Genomic DNA, 16,314 nt, shown 5'->3' with positions numbered 1-16,314 from the left:
TTAAAATTAATCACTAATTCGCCAATTCACTAACTCACTAAATAAATATGGTCACCATTATAGCATCTACTAACCGTGCCGGGAGTTCAACCTTAAAGCTTGCCCAATATTATCAAAAGGAACTTGCCGCCAAGGGGCAGCCAACCACCCTGCTATCGCTTGACCAGCTCCCGCCAAATATTATTGAAACCGACCTGTATGGCAAACGCAGCGAAGCGTTTGGCGAGATCCAAAAGATAGTGACTGATACCGAAAAATTTTTGTTTGTTATACCCGAGTATAATGGCAGCTACCCCGGCATTTTAAAGGTTTTTATTGATGCCTGCAGCTTCCCCGAAAGCTTTTATGATAAAAAGGCGGCATTAGTTGGCCTATCTTCGGGCAAGTATGGTAACATACGCGGCATAGATCATTTTACCGGTGTATGCCATTATCTTAACCTGCATGTTATGCCCTTAAAGATCCACATCGCATCTATCCGTAAAGAGATGGACGAGCAGGGCAACATCACACCGGAGGATACCCTGAAGTACACCAACGAGCAGATGGACAAATTCATTAAATTTTAAATAATCACCTCATGATCAGCACCCATCCCGAAAGATTGGGCGTGCCGTTTTTAAGATCGATAATGTAGTAGTAAGTCCCGGCGGGTAAGGGGCTTCCGTTCAGTTTGCCATCCCAGGGCTTGCCATACCCCCTGCTTTGGTACACACGCTTGCCGCCGCGGTTATAAATTGATATTACCCCATCGCTATAAGTACTTAGGGCTTCTATATTCCAGATGTCGTTAATACCATCGTTGTTTGGGGTGAACGATGACGGGATGACGATCTTTTCATACACCCGTATAAACACTTCGTCCTTTTTTTCGCCACAATTATTGGCCGATGTTACCGTAAGCGTATAAGTAGTATTATGCGGCGGGTTAGCCATTGGGGTTAAAGAGTGCGGGTCGTCCAGGTAATCGGCCGGCGACCAGGTATAGGTGGCAACATCGCCTGTGGCGCTGCCCTCCAGCTTGGTAACCTGGCCTTCAAATATCGCCTTATCATCACCTGCATTGGCCACAGGCAGGGGCAAAACATTAACCTGTACCGTATTAGTGTTAATACAATTGCTGGCATTGGTAACGGTAACCGTATATAACGTTGAAATCGAAGGGCTGGCAAACGGCGTTGCCGAATTAGCATCAGACAACCCCGCGGCCGGCGACCAGCTATAACTTACCCCATTTGTTGCCGACGCGGTAATTTGGGCGCCGCTACCTGCGCAAATAGTTTGGGTGCCGCTTACTTGTATAACCGGTTTTGCATTAACTGTAACTGTTACATCTTTTGGGGTTATACAGCCCGCTGCCGATGTTACATCTACATGGTAAGTGCCCGTGTTAGCAGCGCTTGCCGATGGTATGACTAAAGGGTTTTGTGTACTTGTTATACCGGGGCCCGTCCATTTGTAGGTTGCCCCGCCTGTGGCGGTTAGGGTAATTGGGTCGCCTTCGCAAACTGCCTGCGGTGGAATGTTTGATACTGCAGGATATGAGGTAACATTTATAGTTACTACGTTAGAGTATACCCTGCAATTAAGCGAGTTAATGTTACTGCCCTCGGCAACGCCAAGGCGGTATTGATACGAACCTAATTGAGCACTGGGGAACACAACGTTTAAAGATGTATTAATTTCGCCCGGGATATCTGCCCACCCGTTACCTGAGTTTTTTTGCCACTGATATTTGGGTTGGTTATATCCGGCTGCCTGAGTAGCATTTATAGTATAGTTGGCAGGCAGTCCCTCACAAACATTATTTTGTGTAATGCTTATATCGCCTGCAAAGCCTGCCTGCAAAACCGGGCCATAAGCCCTAAAACTAATATCATCAAGCAAAAAATCGTTACCCGCACCCCCGGGGGCATTATTTATCATTCTTACCACAACAGTGGTTACACCGGGCGGCGTAGTAAAAGTAAGGCCGTATTTACCCCAGCCATTAGGGTCGTAAGTTGGGTGGATCTCCTCTGTGTTCATCCCTATGATATCGCCTGATAGGGTTTCAACCCTAAAAGTGATGTTGGGTTCTATAAAGCCCGGCTGCCCTGCCTTTATCAGGTTTAGCACATAGGCCGAAAATTCGTACGTGGTGTTATCGCACAGCGCACCGGCGTTTGTTCCTTCAATGGTAGTTTCTTTACTAAAAAATTCTTTACCCGGCACGGCATCGGCGTTTACAACCATCATGTAACCATCGTTACCGGTGTGGTCTTTTAGCACCACATGCCAGGTATCGGGGTGGCAACCTACTTCTGTTTTAGATATAGAATACTTCCCATCCTCGGGGCACGAACCGCCAACAAAGGTGTAACCCGTGGTTGGAAATTTCATATCATTGCCCGAGCCAAAATCAAAAGTAAAAACAGGGTCGCCAAGGCTACCATTTACAACCTGCGCAAATGCCTGCACATTAGTAATTAAGAAAAGCAAGAAGGTTAAAAATTTCAGTTTATTAATTGGCATAGGGCACTGTTTTACAAACAGTAGCGTCAAAAATATAGCTTTTTAGCAATATTGGGCTTAATCGTTCAATTTAATTAACATGGATGTGGCGAGGGCTATTTCATAAGCAGAACCCACCCGGACTTTTTGGGCAAATTATTCTTTAGGTCAATAACATAATAGTAGGTGCCGGGCGGCAGCGCCTTACCATTTAAAATCCCGTTCCATTGTTTGGCATCACCAACAGTACGGAACACCTCGCCCCCCTCGCGGGTATATATGGTAAGCACACTTTGGGGATATGTAGATAAATTCGCAACGCGCCATGTATCATTCACGCCATCGCTATTAGGTGTAAATGTAGATGGGACAACCAGTTTTTTAAACACCCTAACGTGCATCTCATCCTCATACGATACGCCGCAATTTTCTGCCGACTCTACATGCAGCGTGTACGTTATGTCCTCGGGCGGGGAAATCTTAGGCGTTAGCGATGTTGGGTCGTCCATATAATCAGCCGGGGTCCAAAAATAACGGGGGCTTGTACCGGTAACCGCTCCCTGTAGTGTTATGGTTTCGCCCTCTGTCATTGTCCTATCGGTACCGGCATTGGCAGTCGGCGGCTGTATAACAGTTACGGTTACAATTCGCTGCTGGATACACCCCTCATTACTTACAAAAACACTGTATTTGGTAGTTTCGGTAGGGCTGGCAACGGGGTTCTTTACGTCATCATGATCTAAACCGGTTGCCGGGCTATCCTCATCTTTAAACCATTTGTAGGAATTGCCCCCGTTAACATTTAACTGTACAGACAGGCCCTTACAAATTACCGGGTTCTCGTTATCAACGCTGGCATTAAATGCGGGCAATACCTTAACTTGCGTTGACGATGTTTTTGAACAGCCTATGGTACTAACCGTAACCGTGTATGTTCCCTCATCTGCGGCTGTAACATTTGGCGTAACATCTAAAAAGTGCGATGTTGATGTGCGGCCATCGGGATAAGTCCACAAATAATCTGTGCCACCATCGGCATGTATAGAAAGCGCCTGCCCTTCGCATACATAAGTTATAGGCGGCAGTTTAAACTCGGGGTTCTTTTGTACGGTAATAACTATTGGCTCCGAAAACGTTTGGCAGTTGAGTGATGCCCCCGGCCCGCTTATTACCCCAACCCGGTATTGATAGGTACCCGAAGCGGGGGCCAAAAAATCAATAGCTAAATTAAGGTCGGCATTGGTTTCGCCGGTTAGGGGCTTCCAGCCTGTTTTGTTGTAGTTTAGCTGCCATTGGTATTGAGGGTTGGTGTAAGTATATACATGCGATTTAAGGATGTACCTGGCCGGCCGGTCATCCAGGCATTGGGTGGTTTTTGTAATACCTGTTGAAGAACCTATACCCGCTTCTATTTGTGGGCCATATGGTTTAACGGTAATATCATCCATGGCAAAATCGTTGCCAATGGTGCCGGTTAAGGATGCGTTGTTTAAAGAAATGATCACGTCGGACCCATCGGCAGGAGAAACAAAATCAATATGGTATTGTGTAAAGGTGTCGCTGGTAAATGGCCCTATCACTTCGTTTGCCAATACTGCCCCGTTAGCTGTTTTAACTGTGAAGCTAATACTGGGGTCTACGTAACCGGCCGGGCGCGGCATCTGGGTATTAATATTTTTAAAAAACGCCGCCAACTGGTATTTGGTACCGGGACAAAATTTACTCCCGCTTATCTTGTTGGTGTAATAAACCACCGGTTTATCATCGCCGTTTATCATCATCAAATAGCCGTAAGGGTTTGTGCCGCTGTGGTCGAAATTGATGGTTGAAAAAGTATCTCCGTAACAATTTGATGATGTGTTTAATATCATATATCTGCCGGGCAGCGGGCACCTGTCGCTCCCGCCTGGGGCCATGGTAGTATTACCGGCAGGCAATGGGGGGCCTACAGGGGAGTAAACGCCGCCAAAACCAAAGTCTTCATAAAGCACAGGGTCGCCCAGGCTGTTTTGCGCCCCAACCTTTAAGGTTAACAACATGGCAAGCGCCGATAGTATTAAAGCACGTTTATTGGTTAGCATTGGTGCTGATATACAGGCTTATCCAAAATTATTATTTTTTGGCAGATAATTAGCCTTTTATGTTTTTTGATAAAGCCTTTACACCTTTTGGGAGTATAAAACAAATAAGAGTGCCTGCAGGTTATTTAAAGCAACGCATACCTCATGAAAACATACATAGCATATATAACAGGCATAGCATTACTGGCAGCAAGCTGTAAACAAAAAAAGGTTGATGCCTCAAAAGCGGCGGAGGTTAATACGCCCGCCCAACAAGAAGTAAACCTGCCCGCGCCTTATAAGACCAAGGCTGTACGCAACTATTGTAAGGTTATACCGTGGCCGGCCGGTAAAATGCCTGTTGCACCCGCCGGTTTTGCGGTTAGCCTTTTTGCCGATAGCTTAAGAAACCCGCGAAACATTTATGTGGCCCCTAACGGAGACATTTTTGTAAGCGAGGCCAACACCGAGATGAAGGGCGTTAAAAAAATAGGCGCCAAGGTAATTGGGGCGGCCGCGTCACAAAACCTCGGCAAAAGCGCCAACCAGGTAACTATTTTACGCGATACCAACGGAGACGGCTTGCCCGATACGCGTAATGTATTTTTAAAGAATTTAAACCAGCCTTACGGTATGCTGGTATTAGGCAACTCCTTTTATGTAGCCAATACCGATGGCCTTTGGAAATACGATTACAAACCCGGGCAAACCCAAATAACCACCATGGGTAAAATGATATTATCCTTACCCGCCGGGGGGTACAACAACCACTGGACGCGTAATATTAAGGCCAATGCCGCAGGTACTAAAATATATGTGGCGGTAGGCTCGGGCACAAACGTGGCAGAACACGGCCTTGAGGTTGAAAAGCGCCGCGCCGATATTTTAGAGATAAACCCCGACGGCAGTGGCGAACGTATTTATGCCGCGGGTTTACGCAACCCCGCAGGAATCGATTTACAACCGGGGACAGGGGTGCTTTACGCAGCCGTTAACGAACGTGATAACCTTGGCGATGACCTTGTACCAGATTATTTTACCAGCGTTAAAGAAGGAGGCTTTTACGGCTGGCCATGGGCTTATTTTGGCAAACACGAAGACCCACGATTAGAGGTTAAACGCCCGGACATGGTGGCCAAAACCATCACACCCGATGTATCATTAGGCCCGCACACGGCATCGTTAGGGCTGGTATTTTATACAGGTAAAAAATTCCCGGCTAAATATGATAATGGCGCCTTTATTGGTCAGCATGGTTCATGGAACAGGGCGGTATTGTCCGGTTATAAAGTTGGTTTTGTGCCGTTCACCAACGGAAAGCCCGCCCCAAAAATGGAAGATTTTTTAACCGGCTTTATTGCCGACCTGAATAAGAAAGAAGTTTATGGCCGCCCGGTGGGCGTAGCTGTCGCTAAAGATGGCTCGCTGCTGGTTGCCGATGATGTAAGTAACCGCATATGGCGTGTGAGCGCTAAATAAACTTATAAATATCAACACAAAGATAGCCCGATACCATGTAAAGGGCTATTTTTGTTTACCACATCCCCGCATATGATAAAACGTTACTTCGGCTTGCTCTTGTTCTTTACTATTTCTATCACCGCCACAGCGCAAACCAAACCCAAGGCAATAGCAGATACCCTGCGGCAGCTAAAACCGGTCACCATAAAAGCCTACCTGTCTGAACAGCCTGTGTTAAGTGTGCCTGCATCTGTAAGCGTGCTGGGTTCGGCGCAGTTAAGGCTGCAACCCGATAATTCATTTGTTACCGCGCTGAACACCGTGCCGGGCATCCGTGCCGAAGAGCGTTCGCCGGGAAGCTACCGCCTGTCTATCCGTGGCAGTTTGCTGCGGTCGCCGTTTGGGGTGAGGGATGTGAAGGTTTACTTTGATGAGATCCCTTTAACTGATGCAGGCGGCAACACATACCTCAATGCCATCGATATCAGTAATATAAGGCACATCGAGGTGCTTAAAGGGCCGGATGGCAGCCTTTTCGGGGCCAATTCCGGTGGTGTGGTATTGCTTAGCCCGGTTAACCGTACCGATAGTAATTATCTTTCGGCAGGTATCAATGGTGGTTCTTATGGCTTATTCCACCAGAAAGTTTCGCTGCAAAATACCGGTGCTAAAAACCGTTTCAACTTTAACCAATCGTACCAAACTTATGATGGATACCGCCAAAACAGCCGTATGCACCGCACCTATATACAAGCAGGCGACGCATACCAATATGCCCAGCAAAGCGAGCTTCGCGCAACTTTATTGTACTCCGACCTGAATTACCAAACACCGGGCGGCTTAAACCTGGCCCAAATGGAGGCCGACCCGCGCAGCGCACGCTTACCAACGGCTACTTTGCCGGGGGCCATTCAGCAAAAGATCCGCATTAACACCAAACTGCTCTTAGGCGGCTTGGTTAACGATGCGCAATTGACCAGTCGCATCCGTAATGTATTGTCTATATTTGGCAACCATGTGGATTTTGCCAACCCTTTTATTACCAATTACGAGCAGCGTATCGAGAACACTTACGGCGCACGTTCCTATTTTGAACTGGCTGCCATCCCGAAGGAAAACTTTAACTGGAAACTGAACTTGGGTGCCGAGTGGCAGCAAACCAACTCGCAGATAAGCAACTATGATAACAATGCCGGCGAAAAGGGCAACGTGCAAAAAATAGATAAGATAAACACCAACCAACACTTCTTTTTTGCCCGTTACGCGGCGGATATTTTTAAACGCCTGCATGTAGAAGCCGCGGCAAGCCTGAACTATTACGGCTACAAATTCCGTAACCTGGCGCCCCTTAACGAGGCTGATTTTACCGACCGTAAGTTTGATGCAGTGGTGATGCCAAGGCTGGCGCTATCCTACCAGATCACCAATGATTTTATCTGGCGGGCATCGGTCAGTCGCGGATATTCTACGCCAACTACTGCCGAGGTTAGGCCGACTGATAACATTATTAATACCAATTTGCAGGCACAATCCGGCTGGAACTACGAAACGGGTTTCCGCCTGCGCAATAAGGACGAGAGCCTGCTGCTTGACGCATCGGTGTTTTATTACCGGTTAAACAGGTCTATCGTGCGCAGGCTCAATCCCAACGAAACCGAATATTATATTAACTCGGGCGGCACCAACCAGCCCGGTTTTGAACTGGCTTTTACCGATTGGCTCATCAAAAGAAAAAACAGCGGCATAATCCGAGGCTTGCAATTCAACACCTCGCTTACCGTAAGCCGCTTTAAATTCAGGGATTACCAAGTGGCAGGCGCAAGCTACTCGGGCAACCGTTTAACAGGTGTACCACGCGAGGTTTTTGTTTCATCTTTACAAGCCCTATTGCCACAAAGCTTCGCTTTATTTGTGCAACACAATTACACATCAAACACCCCCCTGAACGATGCTAACACGGTATATGCAGCTAAATACCACCTGCTGCAGGCCAAAGCATCCTGGCAACGTACTATCAGCCATAAAACAAGGCTTGAGCTTTACGCGGGTGCTGATAACCTGCTTAATCAAAGATACAGCCTGGGTAATGATTTAAATGCCGTAGGCAACCGTTACTATAACCCCGCCCCGTTGCGTAATTACTTTTTTGGGGTGAATGTGAATTTGTGAGAAGTTCATGGATCATAGTTGATAGATCATGGTAGAAAGAATCGTCATGATGGTGACTGGCAAAAGCTAAAGAAGAGGCTGTCTGATGGGCAGCCTTTATTATTATGTCCTTCCATGAACCATCAACTATGATCCATGAACCGCTCACCTACATCGCCGTATCCTGCTTATTCTGCACCTCGGCTACATTACCGCCCCTGCCCTTCGCATCAAACGCGCGGAATTTTACAATGCCGTTTGCGGGGATGGGTTTTTCGTAAACCGGGCTGTTTGCATCGGGCTCTTTACCGTTAGTAGTGTAACGGATGGTCATGCCCGGGAACTGTATATTGCTTTTGAATTTGCCGTCCTCCATAATTACACCCGGTTTTGGGATGCGGAAGTTGTAACCGCCGTTGTAATAGGCCAGTCGGGGTAACTCACGCTTGCCCAATATATTCAGGAACTTGCTCCAGTCGGCATTGTACATTTCGCGTGCTTTGGTGGTGTCGCGCTCGGTGGCCCATGTCGGGTCCTTGGCCCAGGCACGTTCAGCCAAACCTATCAGCTTTGGGAAGATCATGTAATCCATACGTTCGGGAGATTTTACCGTTTCTGCCCAAAGCGCGCCCTGTAAACCAATAATGTTGGTTTTACCATAATCTGTCAAGCGTTGCTTGCCTATAAAAATGTTGCGGTTTATTGGCTGCCCGTTCTTATCAACATCGGCATTCTTAAAATAGTCGTAAGGGATAAAAGAGAAGAATTTATCTATCCCTAAAAACGCGCCCCAGTAATAACCCGGCTCATCCCACGATTTGTAATTGGCCATATCAAAATACAGGTTGGTTACGCAGGTAAGCACCGTTTTGTAACCGCCGTTGGCCAGCTTGTAGGCAAGGTCTTCCTGCCCGTCGCCAAGCACATTGTTCCAAACGTCAACCTGCATTTTATCGCCCACAAATTGCGGGTTTGGCACGTAGGTACTTTTGCCATCTACAAGGGTTTTGCGCAGGGCCATCTCTTCCCAACCCGAAAGGGTGATGTTCCGCTTCTTAAGAATATCGTTCACCCTGCCGTAAAAGTAATACCACAGGTCTCCCGTGTTTTGAATGGCCGGGTTGCTTGCCTTCAGCGCCAAATACGCGGGCGACTTTTCCCAAACGCCGGCCGGCACTTCATCCCCACCAAAGTGAATGGCCGGCAGCGGCGCCCCTGCCTCTTTGTAAATGCTCACGAGGTCGCCCACAACGGTTTCGATATAGTTATAGGTTGATGGCAGCGACACGTCTATCACGTTATCATTCCAGTACTGCACCGAGCGGTAGTCGGACTTATCGTTAAAATCGCGCAGCAAATTACGCTCGGCACCGGCTTTATCGCCTGCGGCCATCAGGCGCTGGTACCGGGCATCCATCGCCTTGATAGAAGCACGGGCATGGCCGGGCGTTTCAATCTCAGGCAATACGGTTATGTGGCGCTCGGTGGCGTATTTTAAAATTTCCATATAGTCGGCCCTGGTGTAAAAACCTGTTCCGGCAGTATTGCTAAAATCGGGCCCTGAGCCGTGTGATGCCGGCAGAAAGCCCTTGCTATCTAAAGTATGGCCCCGTTTTGAGCCAACGGCCGTTAATTCGGGTAAAGATGGAATTTCGATGCGCCAGCCCTCATCATCAGTAAGGTGCATGTGCAGGGTGTTCATTTTATAAACGCCCATCAGGTTTATCAGTTTAAGCACCTGCTGCTTGCTCTGAAAATTACGGGCAACATCCAGCATCACGGCACGGTAAGGGAAACGGGGCTCGTCTTTAACGCTCATACAAGGCACGGGGATACTGGCTTGCGGTTTCATCCATGGTGATGCCGAGATAGCGGTTTTGAACGATTGGATACCATAAAATAAACCCGCCGGGGTTGATGCCGCGATGGTTATATCATTTGGTGTAACGTTAAGCGTATATGCCTCCGCGCCCAAACCTGTATCTTTCTTAAAAATGATCTTTTTACCCGTTGAACCACCTTTAAGTTTACTACCCAATAGCTTCTCGATGCCGTTAATAAAGTACGCTTTCTCTTTGGCGAATAACGGGTCGCTTACGATGGTAATTGCATTGGTGACGATAAAGCTGCCCGAGTTTTCCTGGTAACTTACAGGAGTGGGTATAATTTTTTGCAGTTGAGATGCCGGGATATCCTGCACGATCTTGTTTTGATTATACAGTATTTCGGGCGTGATGAGGCCCGGGTAAGTGGGGTTAAACGGCTTTATGATGAAATCGCCGGGCGAGTAACCTTTGGCAGGGTCGGCATCCCAAACAAAATACGGGCCCTCAATGGCGTCGGTAAAGTTTACTACAATAGCCTCGCATACGTAATCTATACGGATACTTTCACCGGGTTTCACCTCCTTCATTTTTTCGTTCGGGGTGATGCTGTACAGATCGCCATTTACCTGCAATACCTTAGCATTACCGCTAACCGCGTCGGCAATAAAATTGCGCGAGGAGTTGAAATAGATCTTCCACCCGCCGGCAGGCATGGTTTGCGCACCATTGTTGGCTATAACCATGGAGGTTAACGACACGTGCTTGTTTTGATAGTTGTTATCTAAAACTTCCCAGCTGAGGTGCAGTTTTTTGATATCGAAAGCAGGCGCGCTGGCCAACACAGTTGCAGCGTTTACTGCAACAAGCAATAATAGGGTAAATAAACGGCGCATTAGTTTATATTTAGGTTTGTAACCGTAAATATACTGCTTTTAAGATGTAGTAATACTTTTTAAAAGTTTTTTTAAAGTGCAAACTTGATCCACCCCTCACCCTCGTAGCCAAATATAAATTGCTTGGGATGGATGATCTCGGCCAGTATCTCTACCGAATCCACTATCCTTGGGCCGGGGCGGTTAAAGTAATGGTTGCCATCGGCAATGTAGATGCGATTGTTTTTAACCGCCTTTAAATCCGAGAAAGCGTGTTGCTCTAACAGGATATTAATCTCGCGAATGGTACGCTCAATAGAAAAACCGCAAGGCATCAGCAGGATAATTTCGGGGTCGCTTTCGCGGATATCATCCCAGCTTACATAGGGCGAATGTTTGCCGGCCTGTGCCAATATGGGTGTACCGCCTGCAATCTGCACCAGTTCGGGGATCCAGTTACCCGAGATCATCATTGGTTCCAGCCATTCCACGCAGGCAACGGTGGGCTTGCTTTCCATAAACTTTAGCTTATGGCGAATAATGTCGACACGCTCATTCAGGTCTTCTAACAGGCGTTCGCCATCTGCTTCAACATCAAGGGCTTTGGCAACGGTACTTATATCGTTAAAGATCTCATCGAGGCTGTTGGGTTGCAGGGAAATGATCTGCGCCTGCTTATCTAAATAGTTTTCTAATGCCTGCTCAACCTCAGGCAACGATACCGCGCAAACCTCGCATTGTGCCTGGGTGATCACCACATCTGGAGAGAGTTCTTTTATTACCTCGCGTTTAACCGTATAAACAGATAAAGCATCGGCCAAAATCTCTTTCACTTTTACATCTATATCGGCACTGCTCAAGCCGTTAGGGAAATTAGCCTCAGAACAAACAGGGAGTTTTTTTACACCTTCCGGGTAATCGCACTCATGCGAACGGCCAACCAGGCTGCTTTCTAATCCTAATGCGCAAACTATCTCGGTAGCGGCGGGTAATAACGATACTATTTTGTGAGCAGACATATTGGATGCAAATATGCGAAATATAGCGGAATAGTATCAGACAAGAGTTCCCCTCTTGAGAGGGGTTAGGGGTGTGTTATACGCCATGTCATTATGAACGATAGTGTGGCAATCGCACATAAGATAGGTTTGTGCTGCTATTAACGCCGGCCCGCTCATTCGCCGCGGAGGGCTACTTCTTTTGTCTTGAAACAAAAGAAGCAAAAATCGAGCGATAGCGAGCTCATGAACACCAATAAAAACAGTAATAGTGAATAATTCAAGTCAGCAGAAAGGCTTCTTTGCCGCACAAGCCCTACGCCGCGAACCGCTCAGAACCACGGGCCGGAAATCTTTTGCCCTACCGCACTTTGTCAACCCTTCTGCAAAAGTCCCCAATGCCCCTGCCGCGCACACAGCCGCCATCGTTCTTCACACTTTCGGACGAAGCTGTTCTGCTGACGGCGTAAAATCTTTCAAATTATTTAATTCTGTAACTTAAGGTTATCATTTTTCCTCTTGAGAGGGGTTAGGGGTGTGTTATGTGAGTGTTGTGCTTTTTATTTTAAGTAGCGATGGGTTTTAAACCCATCGCTACGGCTGGCATTTTGTAAATTTTTTAATTCTGTAATTCAGGTTCAGACATTCTCTTTAATTCGCTCAATCCCGTTTGATTTCCCCTTTAAATATTACCTTTACCCTAATGATATTTCTAACCTTTTTTATCGGGATCATCGCCAACTTTATTGGCTACGTCCCTCCCGGTAATATTAACCTTACCTTAATGCAGATAACCATAAACCGCGGCATGAAACAGGCGCTGCAGTTTATTATCGCGTTTAGTTGTGTAGAGTTCTTTTTCACCTATGTGGTGATGCAGGGCGCCAAATGGCTGTCTGAAGAAGTTAGGCTGGATACCATTATAGACTGGGTGATGGTAGTGCTGTTTGGCACGCTGGGTACTATTACCTGGCTTAACCGTAACAAACCGCCCAAAACAACTTACAGCAACCACGCCAGTATTAAATACGGCATACTGCTTGGCTTTTTAAACCCCATGCAAATCCCCTTTTGGATGGTAACGGGCACTTATTTAATAACGCACGAGTGGATCGAAGATGGCAGGTTAGCGCTGGTTATCTTTAGTATTGGTTCGGCAGCGGGCGCCTTCATTGCTTTGTACCTGTACGCTAAGTTTGCCAAATACCTCCAAAAGAAATTTGAGCTGAGCAACAGGGCGGTAGATATAGGCATTTCAATACTTTTCTTTTCGTTTGCTGCTTACCATATTTTTAAGCAGATCTACCTGGTATATTTTAAGCATCGGTAAGGTGTCCCATTCCGTCCCGTTTTTTAACAAGTGGGACACCTCTGCCAAAATATACAAGTCATTACATTAAAGAATTTTCTGTATTTTACTTAAAGAAACGATTTAAATAAAATTTAAATTCTAATTAAATTAACCTACTGATTTTCAATTGATTATCTACAAAACGCTGTTAGTGTCTCAATTAGTGGGACACCCTGAGAAAGTTAAGCGTTCTCTTCTGAGATCTGTGGTTTGGAAGTATTAATGTTCCAGATCTTTTCGGCTTTGCGGCCAACCAACCAGAAAGACAGCGCCAGTATACCAAAGAAAAGCGTTTTATTAGTACCATCCCAAAAATACTCGAAGTATTTGGTGTACAGAAATATAATGAGGAACGTGATACCGAACTCGCGGGCTATAGCGTCTTTAAACTTCAACCCGTACAGCAGGAATAAGCCGGCCACCACAGCCGAAATAATGCCCCAGTAAAACAGGCTGATCTGTTTAATTTGCCACCAAACATCCAAGCTGCCATAATTACCAAAAATGCTTAGCAGCCACAGCGACATGAACAGGTAAAGCATACCTACAACGTAGGTTAACTCCCAAAAGTAGGCGAACCACTTTTTACCTTTAAGCAGGTGGCATGCCCCTACCAGCAGCAACCCGAATAATACAAAGCGCAGCGGGTAGTTCATGCCCAAAAAGTAGAGCGCCCAATTGGTTTGATAACCTGTTTCGGTACCAAACCAGCTGCCTAATGATACCAGCGCGAACAGCCATATTAAACGCGAGCTCATGCGGTAGGCCAAAAAGCCATACACAAATACCGATACCAGGAACAGGATAGAATAATGGCCCGAGCCGTTATCGAACGTTTTGCCCAGATAGGCTATACAGCTTGCGGTGCAAAAAACGCCTAAAAAAATGGTGGCTTCGTTGCTAAAGATTTTCTCGGGGAATAACCGCTCGCGCCTGCGGCCTAAATAAAATAACCCTGCCGCGGTTGCGCCTGATAGGATGCTGATGACAATATCGGGCGTATCGTACAGGTTTTTAATCCAGTTTATAACGGCATCATCTACAATAAGCGAGCCTATGGCGATGGCGCCGCAAAACAGCGCTACCCAAATACTGTATTTGGCCAGACGCATCCAATCGAAACCTTTTACTTCGTAAGAGTTGCGGAGTTTTTCTGCCTGGGCCGCATCAAGCAGGTGGTGTTTTTCCCAATGCGCGATGGTGTCGTTCAAAAACTCACTTTCCTGCTTGTCGATATTCAGTTTAGCCATAATACAGATACACGAATTTAGAAAATAAGCCATAAGAAACAATGTTACTTAACACTTAATTAATAAATAACGGTACGGGAAATTAAGGCGCTATGATGAAAATAAAATGAAACTACGTATTGAATTGCGGGCCGTTGATAACTAATAATGCCTGCACATCTTCTTTATCTTTCCCTAACTGCACCACCAATTGCTCAAGCGATTCAAATTTAATATCGCCGCGCACAAAGTGCAAAAACTCCATCCTGAGCTGCTGGTTGTAGATCTCGGCATCAAAATCAAAGATATTCACTTCGATGTTACGTGTCATGCCGTTAACGGTGGGGCGGTGGCCTATGTATGCCATGCCTGTGTAATCCTTACCTGCAACTTTTACCTTTACAGCAAAAATACCATCGGCAGGGATCAGCTTGTAACCTTCTTCGATAAGCAGGTTGGCAGTAGGGTAACCCAACTCCCGGCCTAACTGATCGCCGCGGATAACCTTACCGGTAATAAAAAACGGGTAACCAAGGCATTCGTTGGCTATGTTAATATCATTATCCAGCAATGCAGTACGGATGCGGGTTGAGCTGATGGCCACATCGTTGATGTCCTGCTCAGGAATTTCAACCACATCAAAATTATATCGAGGGGCAAGGGTAAGCAAGTCATGCAATCCGCCCTGCCTGTCTTTACCAAAGCGGTGGTCGTAACCTATAACAATGGTTTTGGTGCCGATTTTATTCACCAGTACATCGCGGATATACCCCTCGGCAGTTTGGTTAGAAAAATCGCGCGAGAACGGGGTGATGATGAGGTGATCGACACCCAATTGCTCCAGTAGCTCAGCCTTTTCGTTTATGGTGTTGATCAGTTTCAGGCTTTCATCCTCTGGATGCAGGATCATCCTGGGGTGCGGAAAGAAAGTTAGGATCACCGTTTCGCCACCGGTTGCTGCAGCCAGTTCCTTAATACGTGAAATAATTTTTCGGTGGCCAATGTGAACACCATCGAACGTACCAATGGTAACTACCGCGTTTTTAACGGCCGTAAATTCGTCGATATGGTGGTAGATCTTCATTGTTTCGGCACAAATGTAAAAGGAGTACGGGGCTTTTTGTTTATTGAAGTGTAAAATTTACAAAGCAGGCCTGCCTTGCTCACTCGCCTTTAGCTCACGGATGGTATTTACCAGCTCCATAACCTCATGAGCATCCTCTATCCTGTAGTTACCACTTCGAGTGCGCCTTAATGCCAACATGTATGCGCAGTTATCAAGTGCCTTCCCAAAATCATTTACCAACGAGCGGATATAGGTGCCCTTGCTGCAAACCACACGGAAATCAACCTCGGGTAATTCTATCCTTGTTATTTCAAATTCGGAAATGGTTACGTTGCGGAGTTTTAGTTCAACTTCTTCTCCACGGCGAGCCTTTTCGTAAAGGCGCTCTCCGTCAACTTTTATAGCTGAGTGGGCAGGCGGATATTGCTGTATATCGCCAATAAATTGCGTACAGGCGGCTTTTATTTGTTCGTGAGTAAGATGGCTTGTTTCAAATAATTTTTCCGGCTCGCTTTCCAGGTCATACGTGGGGGTAACCGATCCAAGCACCATAGTACCGGTATATTCCTTTTCCTCGGCCTGGAAGGTGTCTATCTGCTTGGTCATTTTGCCGGTGCAGATAATGAGCAGCCCGGTAGCCAATGGGTCCAGCGTGCCTGCATGCCCCACTTTAAGTTTTAAGGGCTTAAAAGAGTTGCGCAGCTTGCCTACCACATCAAAGCTTGTCCACTCTAAAGGTTTATTGATAAGTAGGAGTTGCCCGTCGGCAAAGTCTTGTATGGATGAAAAGGAAGTGCTCAATACGGATGG

Annotated in this window: 11 protein-coding genes; 4 read left to right on the top strand and 7 right to left on the bottom strand. The window is 46.6% G+C overall.

Annotated features, from left to right (window positions below):
* Positions 1 to 47 precede the first annotated feature (47 nt).
* Complete coding sequence (locus ACFQZI_RS02005; RefSeq protein WP_377137854.1) at positions 48 to 569, top strand: NADPH-dependent FMN reductase; 522 nt, start codon at positions 48 to 50, stop codon at positions 567 to 569.
* Positions 570 to 573: 4 nt separating this feature from the next.
* Here the strand turns inward: ACFQZI_RS02005 and ACFQZI_RS02000 are convergent, their stop codons facing one another.
* Positions 574 to 2,514 (bottom strand): gliding motility-associated C-terminal domain-containing protein, encoded by a 1,941-nt coding sequence (locus ACFQZI_RS02000; RefSeq protein ID WP_377137852.1) that lies wholly within the window; start codon positions 2,512 to 2,514, stop codon positions 574 to 576.
* A 95-nt stretch (positions 2,515 to 2,609) separates the two neighbouring features.
* Complete coding sequence (locus ACFQZI_RS01995; protein WP_377137850.1) at positions 2,610 to 4,574, bottom strand: gliding motility-associated C-terminal domain-containing protein; 1,965 nt, start codon at positions 4,572 to 4,574, stop codon at positions 2,610 to 2,612.
* 144 nt (positions 4,575 to 4,718) lie between these two features.
* Here ACFQZI_RS01995 and ACFQZI_RS01990 point away from each other — a divergent pair, with 144 nt between their 5' ends.
* Both ACFQZI_RS01990 and ACFQZI_RS01985 read left to right on the top strand, forming a co-directional pair.
* Entirely contained in the window at positions 4,719 to 6,032 is a 1,314-nt protein-coding gene (locus tag ACFQZI_RS01990) for a PQQ-dependent sugar dehydrogenase (protein WP_377137848.1), read from the top strand.
* A gap of 72 nt (positions 6,033 to 6,104) precedes the next feature.
* Positions 6,105 to 8,183 (top strand): TonB-dependent receptor, encoded by a 2,079-nt coding sequence (locus ACFQZI_RS01985; RefSeq protein WP_377137846.1) that lies wholly within the window; start codon positions 6,105 to 6,107, stop codon positions 8,181 to 8,183.
* 148 nt (positions 8,184 to 8,331) lie between these two features.
* Here the strand turns inward: ACFQZI_RS01985 and ACFQZI_RS01980 are convergent, their stop codons facing one another.
* Complete coding sequence (locus ACFQZI_RS01980; protein ID WP_377137844.1) at positions 8,332 to 10,881, bottom strand: family 20 glycosylhydrolase; 2,550 nt, start codon at positions 10,879 to 10,881, stop codon at positions 8,332 to 8,334.
* A gap of 71 nt (positions 10,882 to 10,952) precedes the next feature.
* A complete protein-coding gene (locus tag ACFQZI_RS01975; protein WP_377137842.1) occupies positions 10,953 to 11,879 on the bottom strand; it encodes a cobalamin-binding protein in 927 nt (308 codons plus the stop codon).
* A 682-nt stretch (positions 11,880 to 12,561) separates the two neighbouring features.
* Between ACFQZI_RS01975 and ACFQZI_RS01970 the strand changes: the two genes are divergently transcribed.
* Positions 12,562 to 13,188, top strand: coding sequence for a LysE family translocator (locus ACFQZI_RS01970; RefSeq protein WP_377137840.1), 627 nt, complete (start codon positions 12,562 to 12,564; stop codon positions 13,186 to 13,188).
* 203 nt (positions 13,189 to 13,391) lie between these two features.
* Here ACFQZI_RS01970 and ACFQZI_RS01965 read toward each other — a convergent pair whose 3' ends face one another.
* The 3 genes from ACFQZI_RS01965 to truB form a co-directional block, all read right to left on the bottom strand.
* On the bottom strand, positions 13,392 to 14,459 hold the full coding sequence (locus ACFQZI_RS01965; protein WP_377137838.1) for a DUF2157 domain-containing protein: 1,068 nt from the start codon (positions 14,457 to 14,459) through the stop codon (positions 13,392 to 13,394).
* A gap of 112 nt (positions 14,460 to 14,571) precedes the next feature.
* A complete protein-coding gene (locus ACFQZI_RS01960; RefSeq protein ID WP_377137836.1) occupies positions 14,572 to 15,522 on the bottom strand; it encodes a bifunctional riboflavin kinase/FAD synthetase in 951 nt (316 codons plus the stop codon).
* Positions 15,523 to 15,579: 57 nt separating this feature from the next.
* Positions 15,580 to 16,305 carry a tRNA pseudouridine(55) synthase TruB gene (truB, locus tag ACFQZI_RS01955; RefSeq protein ID WP_377137834.1) on the bottom strand — a complete coding sequence of 242 codons (726 nt, stop codon included), beginning with the start codon at positions 16,303 to 16,305 and terminating at the stop codon, positions 15,580 to 15,582.
* Between the last annotated feature and the right edge of the window lie 9 nt (positions 16,306 to 16,314).

Origin of the sequence: Mucilaginibacter lutimaris, from assembly GCF_042676625.1 — a bacterium.
GTDB lineage: Bacteria > Bacteroidota > Bacteroidia > Sphingobacteriales > Sphingobacteriaceae > Mucilaginibacter > Mucilaginibacter lutimaris.
This window is presented reverse-complemented; position numbering and strand designations above follow the sequence as displayed.